The 15,307-nt window shown below is 66.6% G+C and carries 12 protein-coding genes and 1 pseudogene; 9 read left to right on the top strand and 4 right to left on the bottom strand.

What is annotated here, in order from left to right:
• The first annotated feature begins 136 nt into the window (after positions 1-136).
• The 7 genes from AC5P78_RS10360 to AC5P78_RS10330 all read left to right on the top strand — a co-directional run bounded on the left by AC5P78_RS10360 (position 137) and on the right by AC5P78_RS10330 (position 9,127).
• On the top strand, positions 137-1,576 hold the full coding sequence (locus AC5P78_RS10360) for a polysaccharide lyase 6 family protein (RefSeq protein WP_044570250.1): 1,440 nt from the start codon (positions 137-139) through the stop codon (positions 1,574-1,576).
• Positions 1,573-3,801 (top strand): oligoalginate lyase, encoded by a 2,229-nt coding sequence (locus AC5P78_RS10355; protein ID WP_414498198.1) that lies wholly within the window; start codon positions 1,573-1,575, stop codon positions 3,799-3,801. Before AC5P78_RS10360 ends, AC5P78_RS10355 begins: the two co-directional genes overlap by 4 nt.
• A complete protein-coding gene (locus AC5P78_RS10350) occupies positions 3,798-5,102 on the top strand; it encodes an MFS transporter (protein ID WP_024956790.1) in 1,305 nt (434 codons plus the stop codon). The genes AC5P78_RS10355 and AC5P78_RS10350 overlap by 4 nt, the downstream gene beginning before the upstream one ends.
• 42 nt (positions 5,103-5,144) lie before the next feature.
• Positions 5,145-5,897: an SDR family NAD(P)-dependent oxidoreductase gene (locus tag AC5P78_RS10345; RefSeq protein ID WP_005413520.1), complete on the top strand. Its 753-nt coding sequence runs from the start codon at positions 5,145-5,147 to the stop codon at positions 5,895-5,897.
• Between the two features lie 21 nt (positions 5,898-5,918).
• Positions 5,919-7,106 carry a GDSL-type esterase/lipase family protein gene (locus tag AC5P78_RS10340; protein WP_164172798.1) on the top strand — a complete coding sequence of 396 codons (1,188 nt, stop codon included), beginning with the start codon at positions 5,919-5,921 and terminating at the stop codon, positions 7,104-7,106.
• A 10-nt stretch (positions 7,107-7,116) separates the two neighbouring features.
• Entirely contained in the window at positions 7,117-8,136 is a 1,020-nt protein-coding gene (locus AC5P78_RS10335) for a sugar kinase (protein WP_062607111.1), read from the top strand.
• Positions 8,137-8,197: 61 nt separating this feature from the next.
• Entirely contained in the window at positions 8,198-9,127 is a 930-nt protein-coding gene (locus AC5P78_RS10330) for a DUF6708 domain-containing protein (protein WP_062607114.1), read from the top strand.
• A 58-nt stretch (positions 9,128-9,185) separates the two neighbouring features.
• Here the strand turns inward: AC5P78_RS10330 and AC5P78_RS10325 are convergent.
• Positions 9,186-10,636 (bottom strand): annotated as a pseudogene (locus AC5P78_RS10325) (S41 family peptidase).
• Between the two features lie 87 nt (positions 10,637-10,723).
• Complete coding sequence (locus AC5P78_RS10320) at positions 10,724-12,298, bottom strand: S15 peptidase family protein (protein WP_099474465.1); 1,575 nt, start codon at positions 12,296-12,298, stop codon at positions 10,724-10,726.
• A gap of 800 nt (positions 12,299-13,098) precedes the next feature.
• Between AC5P78_RS10320 and AC5P78_RS10315 the strand changes: the two genes are divergently transcribed.
• Together AC5P78_RS10315 and AC5P78_RS10310 are read left to right on the top strand one after the other, a co-directional pair.
• Positions 13,099-13,839, top strand: a complete 741-nt coding sequence (locus tag AC5P78_RS10315; RefSeq protein ID WP_062607121.1) for a DNA/RNA non-specific endonuclease — start codon at positions 13,099-13,101, stop codon at positions 13,837-13,839.
• A 104-nt stretch (positions 13,840-13,943) separates the two neighbouring features.
• On the top strand, positions 13,944-14,639 hold the full coding sequence (locus AC5P78_RS10310) for an HAD family hydrolase (RefSeq protein ID WP_171968474.1): 696 nt from the start codon (positions 13,944-13,946) through the stop codon (positions 14,637-14,639).
• A gap of 6 nt (positions 14,640-14,645) precedes the next feature.
• On the opposite strand, the gene AC5P78_RS10305 is transcribed toward AC5P78_RS10310, so the two are convergent.
• Positions 14,646-14,876, bottom strand: coding sequence for a hypothetical protein (locus tag AC5P78_RS10305; protein ID WP_033834252.1), 231 nt, complete (start codon positions 14,874-14,876; stop codon positions 14,646-14,648).
• Positions 14,873-15,298, bottom strand: a complete 426-nt coding sequence (locus tag AC5P78_RS10300; RefSeq protein ID WP_049450762.1) for a VOC family protein — start codon at positions 15,296-15,298, stop codon at positions 14,873-14,875. Before AC5P78_RS10300 ends, AC5P78_RS10305 begins: the two co-directional genes overlap by 4 nt.
• Between the last annotated feature and the right edge of the window lie 9 nt (positions 15,299-15,307).

The raw sequence follows: 15,307 nt of genomic DNA, 5'->3' as shown, positions 1-15,307 counted from the left end.
TTTATCCATACCAGTTGATCGCAATTTAATGTGCTCATGCAGCATGACTTTGCGCGAAGGCTGGCTTACAACAGACCCGAAAGTGGTATGCAGGCCCACCCTGAAACGACGGCCCGGCCGTCCCTGGAAGGATTTCATGCGCATTCACTCGCTGGCGCGTCACCGATCCAATGATTCATGGCTGTTTTGCCTGACCACTGGTCTGGCAATGTGCCTGACCACTTCAGCAGCAAGTGCAGCCAGCTGGCTCGTCCACGATGTCGCGGAGTTCACTACCGCCGCCTCGGCGCTGCAGCCTGGCGATGAGATCGTGCTGGCTGACGGCACCTGGACCGATGCCCGGCTGCTGCTGAAGGGCCAGGGCACGGCAGCCGCACCGATCGTGCTGCGCGCGCAGACCGCCGGCAAGGTCGTCCTCAGCGGACGCTCGGACCTGCGCCTGGCCGGGAACTACCTGCAGGTGTCCAACCTGGTGTTCCGCAACGGCTATGCGCCGGGTGATGCGGTGGTGGCGTTCCGCGAGTCGAGCAAGGCCGTCGCCAGCAACAGCCGCGTCACCGGCCTGGTGATCGATGACTACACCAACCCGGATGCCAGCGACCAGGACTACTGGGTATCGCTGTATGGCAGCAACAACCGGTTGGATCACAGCCAGTTGCGCGGCAAGACCAACGCCGGGCCGACCGTGGTGGTGGTGCGCGATGCCACCCAGGGCCTGGACAACCAGCACCGTATCGACCACAACTGGTTCGGGCCGCGCCCGGCGCTGGGCGTCAACGGGGGCGAAACGATCCGCGTCGGCACCAGCGACAGCTCACTGAGCGATTCCAACAGCACGGTGGAGAACAACTGGTTCGAAGGCTGCGACGGCGAGACTGAGATCATCAGCAACAAGTCCGGCGGCAACACCTACCGCGGCAACGTGTTCTACCGTTCGGCCGGCGCGTTGACCCTGCGCCATGGCAACGGCAACCGGGTGATCGACAACGTCTTCCTCGGCGATGACAAGGCCGGCACCGGCGGCGTACGCATCATCAACGCCGACCAGACCGTCAGCAACAACTACTTCGAGCGGCTGGCCGGGTCCAGCAACCGCTCGGCACTGGCGGTGATGGATGCGCAGGCCAGTCCTCCGCTGTCCGGCTATGCGCCGGTGGTGAATGCCACGATCAATCGCAACACCTTCGTGGACGTGGCGAAGATCAGTTTCGGCGTCGGCCACGATGAAGCCAAAGGCATCCTGGTCGCCGCCAGCAGCAGCCGCTTCACCGGCAACCTGATCGTCAACCGCAGCAGCAGGAACCCGCCGAATGCCGCCAGTTCGCTGGCCGGCATCGACTTCAGCGGCAACGTGCAGTCGCCGGCAGCCAGCACCGTGTTCCCGGGTGGCGTAGAGGGCCGTGGCGTCAGCCTGCAGCAGGCTGCCAGCGGATTGTGGGTGGCCACGCCTGCCCTGCCCGCCGTGGGCGCCGATCCTGCCCTGGCGATGACCGCGCGCGAGGCGACCGGCGTCGACTGGTATCCCAAGGTGGGCGAAGTTGCCCTGTCACGCACCCGCAATGGAGTTGATCGATGAGGTTGCAGCCGCTGTTCGTTTCCCTGGCCCTGGCCGCCCCCTTCGCCCTGCTGCCGAGCGCATCGCTGTCCGCAGCGCCCGCTGCCGCTGCGCGGCAGGCCGACACCGCGCCGGTGCTGGTCACCGCTGCGCAGTGGCAGCAGATGGCCAGCGAAGGCCGCCGCTACCCGTGGTTCGCCAAGGAGCAGGCGCGCACCGAGGCAACACTGAAGAAGATGATGAAGGCCGGCATCGACGTGCCGGTGCCCAGGGACAAGGGCGGCGGGCGCACCCATGAACAGCACAAGCGCAACTACCAGGCACTGTTGGCGGCGGGCACGCTGTTCCGGTTGACCGGCGACAGGACCTACGTGGATTACGCGCGTGACATGCTGCTTCAGTATGCCCAGCTTTACCCGACGCTCGGCCCGCACCCGGAAGGCAGGGGCCAGATTCCCGGCCGCGTGTTCTGGCAGGTGCTCAACGATTCGGTGTGGCTGGTCAACGCCATCCAGGGCTACGACGCGATCCGTGACACGCTGTCCGCCGAGGACCGCAACACCATCGAATCGAAGGTGTTCCGGCCGATGGCCGAGTTCCTCGTCAGCGAACCGAAGAACTACGACCAGATCCATAACCACGCCACGTGGGCGGTGGCCGCCACCGGCATGACCGGCTACGTGCTGCGCGACCAGGAACTGGTGGAGAAGTCCCTGCGCGGCAGCCAGAAGGACGACAAGTTCGGCTTCCTGCGGCAGATCGACCTGCTGTTCTCGCCCGATGGCTACTACGAGGAAGGCCCCTACTACCAGCGCTATGCACTGGCGCCGTTCCTGCTGTTCGCCAACGCCATCGAACGCAATGAGCCGCAGCGGAAGATCTTCGCGCGTCGCGATGGCGTGCTGCTGAAGGCGGTGGATGTGCTGGTGCAGTCCAGCTATGGCGGCCTGTTCTTCCCGATCAACGATGCGATCCTGGACAAGGGCATCGACACCGAAGAGCTGGTGGCCGGCATCGGCATCGCCTATGCGCGCACCGGTGATGACCGCCTGCTGTCGGTGGCCGAGCAGCAGAAGCGCCTGCTGTTGTCACCCGAAGGCCTGCAGGTGGCGCAGGCACTGGCCGCCAACAAGGCCAAGCCCTTCGACTACCACCCGATGCTGCTGCGCGATGGCCCCGACGGCGACCGCGGCGGCCTGGCGATCCTGCGCATGAACGGCGAACGCGGCCAGGCACTGGTGCAGAAGGACACGATGCAGGGCATGGGACACGGCCACTTCGACAAGCTCAACTGGCTGTTCTACGACAACGGCAACCCGGTGGTGACCGATTACGGCGCCGCCCGCTTCCTCAACGTGGAAGCCAAGCGCGGTGGCATCTACCTGGCCGAGAACCGCAGTTGGGCCAAGCAGACCGTGGCCCACAACACCCTGGTGGTGGACGAGCAGAGCCACTTCAACGGCGACTGGAAGCGTGGCGAGGCGCATGCCCCGCAAGTGCGCTTCTTCCAGGCCGATGCCGATACCCAGATTGCCTCGGCAACGATGCGCGATGCCTATCCCGGCGTGGCGTTCACCCGCACCCAGGCGCTGCTGCGCCACCCCGACCTGGGCCTGCCGGTGGTGGTGGACCTGCTGCAGGTGCACGGCGACAAGGCCGCACGCTACGACCTGCCGCTGCACTTCAACGGCCACATCGTCACCACCGGCTTCGAGGCCGAACACTTCCCCAGCCAGCGCCCGGTGCTGGGCAAGGACAACGGCTACCAGCACCTGTGGCTTGATGCACGCAGCAAACCCGGCAGCGAGCCGCGGTCGCTGGCGTGGCTGCTGGACGGGCGCTTCTACACCTACCGCTTCGGCAGCAGTGCGCCGGCACAGGCGCTGCTGGTGGAAAGCGGCGCGAACGATCCGGAATTCAACCTGCGCCGCGAGCCTGCCCTGCTGCAGCGCGTGGACGGCCAGAAGGACGTCACCTTCTTCAGCGTGCTGGAGCCGCATGGCGAGTACAACGGCACCGCCGAGTACGTGCATGGCGCCGACAGCCGCATCAGGGAGATCGTGCGTACCCGCGGCAGCGATGCCGAGGTGATCGAGCTGCGCCTGGCCAGCGGTGCACGCATCGCCTTGGGTGTCGCCGATAACAGCGCCACCACGAGCGAGCACAGCGTGACCGTCGACGGCCACGTCTACCGCTGGAACGGCAGCCATGCGCGCCTGGACCGCAGCAAGGGTGACGGCAAATGAACGGCCCTGCGGTGGTGGCCAAGCTGCGCAAGGTGCCGGTGCGTTCAGCCGTGCGCTGGCTGATCGTGGGCCTGATTGCCGTGGCCACGGTCATCAACTACATCGACCGCAACGCACTGGCGGTGATGTGGCCGGAAATCGCCAGGGAAGTGGGCGCGACCAAGGATGACTACGCCCTGCTGGTGACGGTGTTCATGCTGTTCTACGCCGCCGGCCAGTTCCTGTTCGGCCGCCTGTTCGACATGATCGGCACGCGCCTGGGTTTCGCCCTGTCGATCAGCGTGTGGTCGATCTCCATCGCCCTGCACTCGATCACCCATTCGATGCTGTCCTTCAGCCTGGTGCGGGCGATGCTCGGCATCAGCGAAGCAGGCGCGTGGCCGGGCGCGGTGAAGGCCAATGCCGAGTGGTTCCCGGCGCGCGAGCGCGCATTGGCGCAAGGCGTGTTCAACGCCGGCGCGTCGATCGGCGCGATCGTGTCCGCACCGGCCATCGCCGGCTTGTACCTGTGGCTGGGCTGGCGCGGCACCTTCGTGCTGGTCGGTGCAATCGGTTTCCTGTGGCTGCTGCCATGGCTGTTTGTCTACCGCGCCGGCCCGGACAAGCACCCGTGGGTGAGCGATGCCGAGCGCCGGCTGATCCAGGAAGACCAGGCCGGGCAACAGGCGGTGGTGGCGCCGAAGGCCAGCGTTCGTGAGCTGCTGGCCCACCGGCAGAGCTGGGGCATGCTCGCCTGCCGCTTCCTGCTGGACCCGATCTGGTGGCTGTTCGTGTCCTGGCTGCCGATCTACCTGGCTGAAACCTTCGGCTTCGACATCAAGCAGATCGGCCTGTTCGCCTGGGTTCCGTTTGTCGGCGCGATGCTGGGCAGCCTGAGTGGTGGCTGGTTGTCCGGGCGCCTGATCCGCGCCGGGCACAGCGTGGACCGCGCCCGCAAGCTGTCCATCACGCTGGGCTGCGTGGTCATGGCTCCTGCCCTGCTGGGTGCCGTGCTGGCCAACCAGCCGCTGCTGGCGGTGCTGGCAATCGCTGCGGTGCTGTTCGGCTTCCAGGTGGCCATCGGCAACATCCAGACCCTGCCGGGCGACCTGTTCGACGGCCGCTCGGTGGGCACGCTGGCAGGCCTGGGTGGCCTGGCCGCCGTGGCCGGCACCTTGATCACCACCTGGCTGGTGCCGGTGCTGACCCGCCACTCCTATGCCCCGATCTTCATCCTCGTTGCCGCCCTGGTGCCGCTGTCGCTGGCCGCGCTGTGGTGGTGGACCGGCCCTATCCGGAAGCTCGACCGCCGCGGCGGTTGAGCCCACGTTTTTCATCCCCCCGCAAACCAAGGAGTTTTCCGCATGTCGTTCCAGGACAAGGTGGCCATTGTCACCGGCGGTGGCCGCGATATCGGTCGCGCCGTTTCGATCAAGCTGGCTGCCGCCGGTGCACGCGTCTGCATCAACTACGCCAATGACGAGGCCAGTGCCCAGGAAACGCTGGCACGGATCCAGGCGGCCGGTGGCCAGGCCATGGTGCATCGCGCCGACGTCACCGATGCCACGGCCGTCGCCGGCCTGGTCGCTGCGGCACAGGCCGCGTTCGGCGAGCGCATCGACCTGCTGGTGAACGTGGCCGGTGGCATGGTGCAGCGCCGGCCGCTGGCCGACATCGACCCGGTGTTCTTCCACACCGTGATGGACCTGAACCTGACCTCGACCTACCTCACCACCCACGCGGTGGTGCCGCACATGCGCGAAGGCGCGGCCATCGTCAACTTCGCCTCGCAGGCAGGTCGTGATGGCGGCGGCCCCGGCGCATCGATCTACGCCACCGCCAAGGCGGCGGTGATGACCTTCACCCGCGCCATGGCCAAGGAGCTGGGGCCGAAGGGTATCCGGGTGAACGCGCTGTGCTGCGGCATGATCGCCACCCGCTTCCACGATGAATTCACCAAGCCGGAAGTACGCACGGCCGTTGCCGGCGCCACCCCGTTGCGCCGCCAGGGCGCGCCGGACGAAGCCGCCGACGCTGCGGTGTTCCTGGCCTCGGATGCGGCGGCGTTCATCACCGGCGCGAATCTGGACGTCAACGGCGGCACCTACTTCTCCTGACACCTGACCGGACTCCTGCCCATGCAGCGCTGGACACTTCTGTTTTCATTGACGCTCTGCTCCGCCATGACGGCGCCCGCCGTGTGGGCTGCACCCGTGTGGGTCACTGCCTGGACGGCCGCGCCCGCGCCCGACCGCAAGGACGGAACGTCCGAGGCACCCGTACAGTTCGCCGCACAGACCGTGCGCCAGGACATGCGTATCGGCAGCCGTGGCGATGCGCTGCGGCTGCGCATCAGCAACGAGCTCGGCACGACGCCCTTGCGGGTCGAGGACTTGCGTGTGGGAGTGAAGGACGGCAAGGCCGCACCGCTGCCGGTAACGGTGGATGGCCGCGCGGTCATCGAGGTGCCGGTCGGAGCCGCGCTGCTGAGCGACCCGGTGCGGATGCCGGTGGCGGCGCTGCAGGAGATCAGCGTGAGTGCCTATTTCCCGCAGCCCACCCGCCCCGCGGTGCGCCGCACCGAGCTGCGGGTCGCAGATGGCAAGCAGACAGCCGTCGCCGACAGCGTGCGGCTGAGCTACCAGCAGAACGTGTTCTCGGCAGTGATGGTGCAGCGTGATGATCGTCCCCAGGTAATCGTGGCGCTGGGCGATTCCATCACGGAAGGCGCCACCGCACGCCGCGGCACCTTCAACCAGTGGCCGGAGCGATTGGCGCAGCGCCTGCAGCAGGCCTGCCCGAACCGGTTCGTGGTACTCAACCAGGGCATCAGCGGCAACAAGCTGCTTGACCATGGCCGCAGCCACAGTGCGCTGTCACGATTGGATCGCGATGTGATCGCGGTGGCCGACGCCGATCAGGTGATCCTGTTCGAAGGCATCAATGACATCCGCCACGGCGGTGGCGCGCAGCCGCTGCCTGGACGCAATGCGGCGGACATGCTGCTGGGCTATCAACAGGTTGCGGCGCGGCTGCATGCGCACGGCATCCGCGCCTGGCTGGGTACGTTGACCCCGTTCGGCGGTTCCGAGCGCTACGAGCCCGTGTCCGCCGCCACCCGCACCACGATCAACCAGTGGGCACGCGGCGGCAACAGCGGCTTCGATGGCATCATCGATTTCGATGCCGCGCTGCGTGACCCGAAGGCAGCCGAATCGTTGCCCAACGAGATCACCCGCGACCATCTGCATCCCAACGACGAAGGCTACCGGCGCATGGCCGATGCCATCGATCTGCGCATGCTGGGCTGCACCACCCCCGAGTGAGAGAGAACCGATGAGCCGCGTCGTTTGTTTCGGTGAGTTGCTGCTGCGCCTGGGTGCACCCGGTCGTGAACTGCTGCTGCAGACGCCGCAGCTGCAGGTTCATGTGGGAGGTGCCGAGGCCAATGTGGCGGTCTCGCTGGCCAGCCTGGGCCACGATGTGCAGATGGTCAGCACGGTACCCGGTAACGCGCTGGGCCGGCATGCTGTGGCCGAGCTGCGGCGGCATGGCGTGGGCGTGGGCGCCGTGCGTGAAGTGGAGGGTGACCGCATGGGCCTGTACTTCCTGGCGACCGGGGCGGTGCAGCGCGCCAGTGAAGTGGTGTATGACCGGGCCGGCTCTGCATTCGCAAACAGCAATGCCAGTGACCATGCGTGGCCCGCCCTGCTGTCCGGCGCGCACCTGCTGCATGTCTCGGGCGTCAGTCCGGCGCTGGGCGCCAACGTGGCCGAGTCGGTGCTGGGTGCCGTGCGTACGGCTCGCGCGGCCGGTGTCCAGGTGTCCTTCGACGGCAATTATCGTCCCTCACTGTGGCGACGCTGGGATGGCGACGCAGCGGCGATCCTGCGCGAGGTCTTCGCCGAGGCCGACATTGTCTTTGCCGATCATCGGGACATCGAACTGGTGCTGGGGCTGCACTTCGCGCAGGACGATGCGATCGCCCGAACCGAGGCCGCTGCGGCCGCTGCCTTTGCCGCGTTCCCGCACCTGCGGTGGCTGTCCTGCACGCAGCGCGAGGTGATCAGCGCCGACCATCACGTGCTCGGTGCGCTGCTGCTGGGACGCGATGGAACCCGCGCGCAGGCTGCTCCGAGGCCGCTGCCCGGCATCGTTGATCGCATCGGCGGTGGCGATGCCTTTGCCGCCGGCATCCTGCACGGATTGCTGTCCGGTCTGGACGCAGAAAGCACCGTCCGCTTCGGACTGGCCGCGGGCGCGTTGAAGCACGCCATTCCCGGCGACTTCAGCCCTGCCCGCGAAGCTGAAGTCCGGGCACTGATGGAGAGCCACCCGTTCGACGTTCGTCGCTGATCTCCCCCCGGGAGAATCCCGCTAGAATCCAACGGGCGCTGGAATCGCGCAGGAATCGCCCATGGATTACACCGGATACACGCGCAAGTTTCCCAACAACCGCCCACTGAATGCGTTTGATCGCGAGCACCGCCTGCTGCAGAAGAAGCGGCTGGATGTCGTGCCGTTGGCGCAGCTGTGCGTGGTGAAGATGAATTCGAACGGCCTGGTTTCGGTGGATCGCTGGTTCGCCGCGCGTGGCTTTGCAGCCCTGCTGGGCGCGATCGGCATTGCCTTCGGGCTGGGCGGCATGCTGATGCTGCTCTGGTTGCTGATCGTGAACAGGCTGCCCAACGAAAACGGCCTGTGGGAGGCGATATTCATCGGCATGGCGATGCTGGCCGCCTTCACTGCAGCGAGCATCTGGGTGGCTTGCCTCGAGCTGTTCCGCTGGACCTACTATCCGATCGCGCTCGATCGCAAGCACCGGCAGATACACGTGTTCCGGCTGGATGGCACCACCCTCAGCGTGCCCTGGGACCAGGTCTATTTTACGCTTGGCCGCGGAACCGGAACCTTCGGATGGTACAACTGGGATGTCCGCGGACTGATCCTGGACGCGGATGGCGTCACAGTACGGGAGACGTTCGCGTTCTCCATCGCGACCTCTCGCATCGAGAACGCACATGCCCACTGGGAGTTCCTGCGGCGCTACATGGAAGAAGGACCGGCAGCCGTCGTGGACGCGGTGCACTACTGCATGCCGCTGGACGGCAAGCACGAGAGCTTCGCGTCCGGCAAGGAGCGCATCTTCGCCGAAGACGCGCAGCTCCCGGGTTTCATGTGGCTCACGATGCTGCCACTCAACTACCTGCACACGATCATGCGCTGGGTGGTGATGCAGACCAGCAGGATTCCGCGGTTTCCACCGGACATCGAGGCGCGCTTGACACCGGACGCTGGTGATCCCTGTGTCCGCGACGCTTCGATGAATCCACCGGACCTGCGCTGACCCAGCGTTGCGTCCGGCAACAGCACGTGGGAATCCCGCGTCACGGGCAAGCGCGTCCTCATAGCGCCAGCAGCCACGCTTCCAGTGCGCGTGTGTCCCGCATGTCGCCGTCATAGCGACGATCCGGAACATGCGGTTCATTGGAACCGCGCACCCGGCCTCGGAAAACCTTCATCGGTACGGAAATCCTGGCCAGGCCGCTCGGCAGCCGCTCCGGCCTGACATCCATGTAGAGGCTGTCGGCCGAAGTCTCGACGCCGACCTGCATCGCGCCCAGCCGTTTCCACAGATCCAGTGCATCGAGGCAGGCCGAGCCGCAGGAGGCATCGGCCACGATCACCACCCTGCCCCTGCGCAGCGGAGCGGCCGGGCCTGCGGTTGCAGCTGTATCTGCCCTGGCCTCGGATGGCTCGCGCCACACTGCCTCACCCCGGCCGCGTGCCTGTGCCATGCCCGTCGTCACCGATTCCAGCATGCGACGCAGCTCTGGCGACGCGTCGGGCGCCTGCACCAGCTTCTGCAGGAAGCCGCGCAACTGGGCGATGTTGGCCTCGGAGGTCCGCCACTCCACCCAGCTGGGATCGGACAGCGCGTCCACGGCGGCACGGCCCCAGATCAATCGCGCCAGTTCGATGCTCCATTGCGAAGCACCGCCACTGTTGCCACGCACATCCAGCACGACCAACCGTGCCTGCTGCAGTGCTTCGGCTTTTGGAGCAAGCTGCTCGAGCAGCGCGGTCAGTTCCTTGAAGTTCTGCTCCGTAGGGTCGGCATTGAAGCTGCTGGTGGTGATCCAGTAGCCGCCATCGGGCATGATGTGCCAGCCATTGGCCGGGCGGAAGCTGCGACGGGTATCGGCCAGGCGCGCCTTGCGCTGTGCCGCCTGCAGTGGCTGCCACTGCAGCGCGTAGGGCTTCTCGCGTCCATCCACCTGAAAAACGCAGCTGCGCAGCGTGGGCACGAACGGATTGCCCTGCTCCAGCAGCACTTCACCACCACCCTGGATGCGGCTGGCCTGCAGGTTCCAGCGCCCGCTGAAGTCACCCACCCGGCGCGCAGCCAGTGTCTGCGCATCGATGCCGTCACAGGACAGCAATCGTGCTCCAAGTGGCAGATGGCCTGGGCCACCGTCCATGGTCATGACCACCTGCGCATCACCGTCGAAACCCGTCAGGAACCCCGGCCACTGCGTTGGAAGATCGGGAGCGTCGGCAAGCGCGTTGAGGCTGACGTGGCCGTCATTGAAGGAGGCTGCGTACCCTTCATCGCCCACCAGTAGCCTGCGAAGCTGTCGACATTGGCCGCGCGCGAGCGGGCAAGCGCCGAGGCGGCCTCCAGCTGCGGAACGAAACCCGGATTCCGCAGATCCACGGCGCCCGGATGGCTGCCGCGCATGGCGGCGTCGGCAGCGTCCAGATCCTTCAACAGCGTGTCCGACCAATCGCTCGGCGCGCCTTCCGCGGTGGGCGCCGCAAGCACCACACCGAGCAGCAGCCCTGCAATGACCATGGATTCACCCCTTTGCCGGAACAAACGCCAGTCTCGCAGCTTTCCAGCCTGGCGTACCGCGCCCGCCGCAACGGGCGCGGCCTTCCATCAATGCAGCGGCAGCTTCAGCATCGACGGCGCGTTCGCCGGTGAACTGAAGGTCACCGTGCCACCCAACTGGCTGATGCCTGCGTAGCGCAGGTCCACGGTGTCCATCACCAGGGTCAGGCGACTGCCGGCCGGCACGTCCCAGCTGCTGGCCTCCAGCCGCAGGTCGATGGTCTTCGCCTGCCCCGGCGTGGCACCCCGCAGCGTATAGGGCTTGTGGCTGATCAGCTGGCCATTGCCCAGCACGTCCTCGGCATAGAGATACGCATACAACGTGGTGTCGGCGCGGCTTGGCGTAACCGTCATCCGCACTTCCGGCGCGCCATCCAGACGGCGTGCACTCCAGTAGATCGGCCCTTGCCAGACGCCCGCGGCGTTGCGCCCGACGAACGGCACATAGGCGCCCGGTGGCAGGTTGATCATCTGCAGCGCGCCGGACGCCATCACCACGCCCGAGTTGGCGGCCGTCAGCAGGCCGCTGCCGATGCGGTAGCTCCAGCCGGTGCCGCCACCGTTCGCCACCAGTCCACCGGTGGGCTGCAACAGCCCGCTCGGCGCGGTCAGCCCGTAGCTCACCGCGCCGGTCCGGGTAGCCTGCCAATTCGGATAGTGGCTCCAGCTGCCCTTCTGCGACTTCAGCTGCACCGCAGGCTGCCGGTCGATGCCATTGGCCACCCCCTTCAGGTAATGGTCGAACCAGTCGCCCACCGAATCGTAGACCTCGTTGGGAACACCCAGTGCGCCAAAGGCTTCGTTGAGCGCGTGATCGCCGTGGCGCAACTGCAGCTGCTTGGGGCCCTTCAGGCGGTTGAAGAAATCGACCAGCTGGCCCGGCGGGAACAGGCTGTCGTTGAAGGCGTTGGCCAGGAACACCGCTGGCTGGTTGGCGTTGATCTCATCGATGCTGGCCCCGGGGCTGCGCTGCGCCGCCACCGGCAACAGCGAGTCCACCGCGCCCTGGTAATTGCCGACCAGCACATTGCGATTGATGGTGGACAGCTCCGGTCCCGGGCGACCGGTGGCCAGGCCTGCGGCAACCAACAGCGCGATGCCCTGTGCGCTGGGGGTGTCGTTGCTGTACAGCGAGGCCTGCAGGTCGGCCCATCCACTCAGTGCAGCCACTGCCTTGATGCGCGGATCGCGTGCGGCCGCCAGCAGGCTGGTGCCGGCCCCATAGGAGATGCCCGATACGCCGATTCGTGACGGGTCGGCGCGGGTGTTGTCCAGCGCCCAGTCAATCAGTGCACTGACGTCCTCGACCGTGGCCGGCCCGGCGATGTCGATGCTGCCGCCGGACTCCCAGAAGCCACGCGAGCTGTAGCTGATGACCACATAGCCGCGCCGGGCCAACGACTGCGCCACGCCCACGTACTCCACGCTGGGCACGGCCCAGCTGCTGGGCATCACCAGCAGCGGATACCGTCCGCTGCCCGCGTCCTGCGGTTCGATGACGAAGGCCCCGAGAGGCGTTCCATCCCAGCTGGGAATGGTGCGATGGGTGGTCTTGACCGTGGCCGCCCAGGCGGTGGGCGCCAGCCCGGTCAGCAGGATCAACAGCAGCACTACCTTGCGCATCGTGGTCTCTCCCCGTCGGTGGTGGTGCAACGGATCGGACCGTACCAGTGCGAATGGTGGGTGGCACCTTGCGACGCAGCATGGCGCTTTCGAAGCCGGCGGCCGGCTGGATCGATGCAGGATCACATTCAGGCGCGGTGAATCACCCACGCCACCATGCCCGCAAGTGGCATCAATGCAAGTGCCGCAACGACGCCCAGGCATCCAGACGCCCCGCGGTGCGGCGCGGACGCCTGCGGATGCGATCGCAGCCAGGTGGCATGACACGCCCTGCAGTAGAAGCGCTGCTTCCCGGCGCGCCAGGCGCCACTGGTACGTTCGTCATGGAGGGCGGCGTTGCCGCAGCGCCCACACTTGAAGCTGCGATGTGGCGGGCGTCTCTGTCGACGCAGCGCAGCCACGATTGCAACCCCGATCAGGGCAGCTGCAGCGCCCCCTGCAAGCAGTTCACTGTGGATCATTCGCCTTGCTCGATCCTGCGGTTTCCGGTCCTGCTGCGCAGGATATCGAGTCGTACACCCCCTGCGCTACGACGCCCTAGCACGCGCGCATGTCACCCACGCGGCGCATGATCTGACACCTCTCCAGTGCTTGCGCGCTGTCACAGCTTCACCTTTTCGTCGTTGACCGAAAGGCGACAGCTTGTGACGCTTGCGACACCGCAGGGCCTGCATGGCCCCACCGTGCGGTCGGGTCCCACCGCAATCCGTAGCACCCGTCCCCGCAACGCCCTCCCATGACTTCGCCCCGGCCTGGTCGTGGCGGACGGCTGCGCCCTGAACTTCTGCTGGAGAACCGCAATGCGCCTTGCAAGCTTCTTCTTCGCGTTCGTCCTCAGTGCCTTCGCCGGCGCTGCCCAGGCCCAGGTCGTCACCCTCAACAAGGGCGGCTTCGTGCTCACCTACGACTGCAGCATCCACAGCGCCATCCGCTACGAATACACCCTGACCGCAGACACCGGTTCGGCCGCGCGCCCGTCCAGCTTCTACAAGGATCCGGACCTGCCGGCAGGCTGCCTCGGCCAGACCAGCACCACATCCTACGCCAGCATCAAGTCCGGCTATGACCGCGGCCATCTGGTGACGTCCAACCACATGGACTACAACGCGACCTACATCCGCCGCGCCAACTACATGACCAACATCGTTCCGCAGGTGTCCAGCTTCAACCAGGGCATCTGGGTGAAGGCCGAGAACGTGGCCGAGTGCTACCGCGACATCGCGCCGGTGGATGTCTATGGTGGCGTGGTCTACGGCGACGCCTCCAACGACTACTTCCTTTCCAGTCACGGCATCCCGACGCCGGAGTTCTTCTGGAAAACCATCATCACCCGTGACCCGAACACCGGCACCGCCAAGGCGATCAGCTGGATCATTCCCAACGAAGCCAATCTGGGCAGCCTCGACAGCTATCTGGTGACCATCGCCGATCTGGAGGAGCTGCTGGGTGCGAGCTACGTGGCGATCAACGCACCGGCCTCGTTGAAGAACATGCTGCCGGCCAGCACCTGGCCGCAGCCGGCGGGTTGTGACCTGGGCTGACCGGCTGGCCGGGAATGGGTGGCACCCGGTCCGGGTGCCACGCAAGAACGGCTGTGGGAAAATGGCGGGCAATTGCGCCACTGCATTGCCCCCTGGAGCTGTAGATGTCCCGTTTCCCGTTTGATGCCGTGCTGTTCGACTGCGACGGCGTACTCGTCGATTCCGAGCCGCTGGTCGCCCGCGTTCTCTCGGAAATGCTGAGCGCACGCGGCTGGCCGCTGACCCCGGCGCAGGCGGGTGAAGTCTTCCTCGGCCAGTCCGTGGCCCATCTGGCAGGGCTGATCGCAGAGCGCACCGGCAAGCCATTCACCGAGGAATGGCTGGAGGAGTTCCGCCAGCAGCGCAACCAGGCACTGGAACGTGACCTTGAAGCGATCCAGGGGGCACCCGAGGCCGTGCGTGCGATCGCTGCGGCCACCGGCGGGCGGATCGCCTGCGCTTCCGGTGCCGACCTGCACAAGGTGAAGCTGCAGCTGGGCAAGGTCGGCATCCTTGATGCCTTCGGTGCCCATGTGTTCAGTGGCCAGGACATGCCGCGCACCAAGCCGCACCCGGACGTGTACCTGGCTGCAGCCGCAGCGCTGGGCGTCGACCCGACGCGCTGTGCAGTGATCGAGGACACCGTCACCGGCGCCACTGCGGGCGTTGCCGCAGGCGCCACCGTGTTCGGCTTCAGTGAGGGTGGCCCGCACCACAGTACACCCGAAGCCCTGCGCGCAGTCGGTGCAAAGGTGATTTTCCAGCGCATGGACCAGCTGCCGGACCTGCTTGCCGCCTACGCGGTGGACGCCGTCGCCTGACCCTGCTCAGCCCGCAGTGCCCAGTGCGGCGCTGCGGCGCTTTCCGGCGTAGTGCAGCGCGAACAGGTACAGGCCAGTGAACAGTTGCAGGAACAGCGGCGGCAGCGGCGAATAGGTGATCCACGCTGCAGGTTCGCCCTGCCCCAGCCCGCGAACGGCGAAGTTGGCGATCACCGCCAGGGTGAATACGATCGAGGTCCAACGATGCACGGGCCGTGCCCAGCCACCGCGGCTCATTGCCGGCGCCTCGCTTCGGAACGGGCTTCGATCATCTTCCAGCCATTGCCTGACGGGTCACGGAAACCGGCGTCGACGGCGCCATAGCGCTCGATCGGCTCCTGGGTGAATTCCACGCCCTGTGCCAGCCATTGCGTGTAGCGCGCCTGGCAGTCATCCACGGCCAGCACCAGCGGCGGCATTGCGCCCTTGGCCACCAGCTGCTGCAGCGAAAGCGCGGTAGCGGCGTCGTGGGTGGGCGGGCCTGGCACGAACAGGCCCAGCTGGAAACCGTCCTGGCCCGGGCTGCGTACCGTCAGCCATCGGTAGCTGCCATTGCGTACGTCGGTATGCACTTCGAAGCCGAGCTTGCCGACGTAGAACGCCAGCGCCTCATCCTGGTCGCGCACATATAGGCCGACCGTGTTCACAGTGTTCGTCATGGGACCTCC

Source organism: Stenotrophomonas sp. YJH_SMC_133 (assembly GCF_059370655.1).
This window is presented reverse-complemented; position numbering and strand designations above follow the sequence as displayed.

Bases quoted from the DNA above. Each gene is read 5' to 3' on its own strand.
- AC5P78_RS10350 (WP_024956790.1), top strand. From the start codon at position 3,798: ATGAACGGCCCTGCGGTGGTGGCCAAGCTGCGCAAGGTGCCGGTGCGT.
- AC5P78_RS10300 (WP_049450762.1), bottom strand. From the start codon at position 15,298: ATGACGAACACTGTGAACACGGTCGGCCTATATGTGCGCGACCAGGAT.
- AC5P78_RS10320 (WP_099474465.1), bottom strand. From the start codon at position 12,298: ATGCGCAAGGTAGTGCTGCTGTTGATCCTGCTGACCGGGCTGGCGCCC.
- AC5P78_RS10345 (WP_005413520.1), top strand. From the start codon at position 5,145: ATGTCGTTCCAGGACAAGGTGGCCATTGTCACCGGCGGTGGCCGCGAT.
- AC5P78_RS10360 (WP_044570250.1), top strand. From the start codon at position 137: ATGCGCATTCACTCGCTGGCGCGTCACCGATCCAATGATTCATGGCTG.
- AC5P78_RS10340 (WP_164172798.1), top strand. From the start codon at position 5,919: ATGCAGCGCTGGACACTTCTGTTTTCATTGACGCTCTGCTCCGCCATG.
- AC5P78_RS10305 (WP_033834252.1), bottom strand. From the start codon at position 14,876: ATGAGCCGCGGTGGCTGGGCACGGCCCGTGCATCGTTGGACCTCGATC.
- AC5P78_RS10315 (WP_062607121.1), top strand. From the start codon at position 13,099: ATGCGCCTTGCAAGCTTCTTCTTCGCGTTCGTCCTCAGTGCCTTCGCC.
- AC5P78_RS10310 (WP_171968474.1), top strand. From the start codon at position 13,944: ATGTCCCGTTTCCCGTTTGATGCCGTGCTGTTCGACTGCGACGGCGTA.
- AC5P78_RS10330 (WP_062607114.1), top strand. From the start codon at position 8,198: ATGGATTACACCGGATACACGCGCAAGTTTCCCAACAACCGCCCACTG.
- AC5P78_RS10355 (WP_414498198.1), top strand. From the start codon at position 1,573: ATGAGGTTGCAGCCGCTGTTCGTTTCCCTGGCCCTGGCCGCCCCCTTC.
- AC5P78_RS10335 (WP_062607111.1), top strand. From the start codon at position 7,117: ATGAGCCGCGTCGTTTGTTTCGGTGAGTTGCTGCTGCGCCTGGGTGCA.